Raw genomic sequence first — 738 nt, 5'->3', positions numbered from 1 at the left:
TGTCAGCCTTGGCAAGCTGTTTTAGATGGTAATAGAACACCGATCTGGCAAGCTTAGCTGCTTTGAGTAAAGCGCTCAGCAAATATCCTTGTTGCCTTAATTCACCAACAATTAAGACTTTGTCTTTGGCTTTGATTGATTCTTTTGACGAATTAAGGCATCGAGCTTTTTTAGGTAAGCATTCTCAGCTTCTAGATATTGAATGCGTCTGAGTAACTCAGCGTGTTCATTGGTTGATGTTTGATTTGCCTTGGCTTTTTTAGCTGCTTTATCTGATTTATTGGTTGATGTGGTCATGGATTTTCTGCCTTTAGGTTTGGGAGTTAGTCCCATGATACCATGAGTGTGATAAGCTTTTAACCATTGAAACAGTACACTTGGGTTACTGATATTTAATTCAATCGCCAAAGTGCGTATGGATTTACCAGCAAGTAGTTGTAATACTGCTGTGTGTTTAAATTCTGGTGAATAACTAGTTTTGCTCTTTCTGATACGAATACCATCAATACCATGAGTTTGGTAGAGTCTCACCCAGTTTTTGACGATAGAACTTTCTATACCAAACAAATTAGCTATCTGATTGCAACTAAGTCCATTGTGATAATGATCAATGACTTCAAGTTTAAAGTCAATTGTGTATTTGGTCATAAAAACACCCCAAAGGTTGTCTAACTTTTGGGGTGCGGTTCAAATAGCTTGATGGGTTTTTTGTGTTGGTGATGCCGGTATATCTGCAAC

General features: G+C 37.9%; 1 protein-coding gene. It reads right to left on the bottom strand.

Going from position 1 to position 738, the window contains the following annotated elements; genetic code table 11:
* Window positions 1–111 precede the first annotated feature (111 nt).
* The gene (locus tag B0680_RS00550) at window positions 112–648 is read right to left on the bottom strand and encodes a helix-turn-helix domain-containing protein (RefSeq protein ID WP_078253110.1); all 537 of its coding nucleotides are present in this window, start codon (window positions 646–648) and stop codon (window positions 112–114) included.
* Window positions 649–738 lie beyond the last annotated feature (90 nt).

Source organism: Moraxella pluranimalium (genome assembly GCF_002014825.1).
Lineage (GTDB): Bacteria > Pseudomonadota > Gammaproteobacteria > Pseudomonadales > Moraxellaceae > Moraxella > Moraxella pluranimalium.
This window is presented reverse-complemented; position numbering and strand designations above follow the sequence as displayed.

What these genes read in the sequence shown, in the direction of transcription:
- B0680_RS00550 (WP_078253110.1), bottom strand. Translation starts at nt 648, where the DNA reads ATGACCAAATACACAATTGACTTTAAACTTGAAGTCATTGATCATTAT.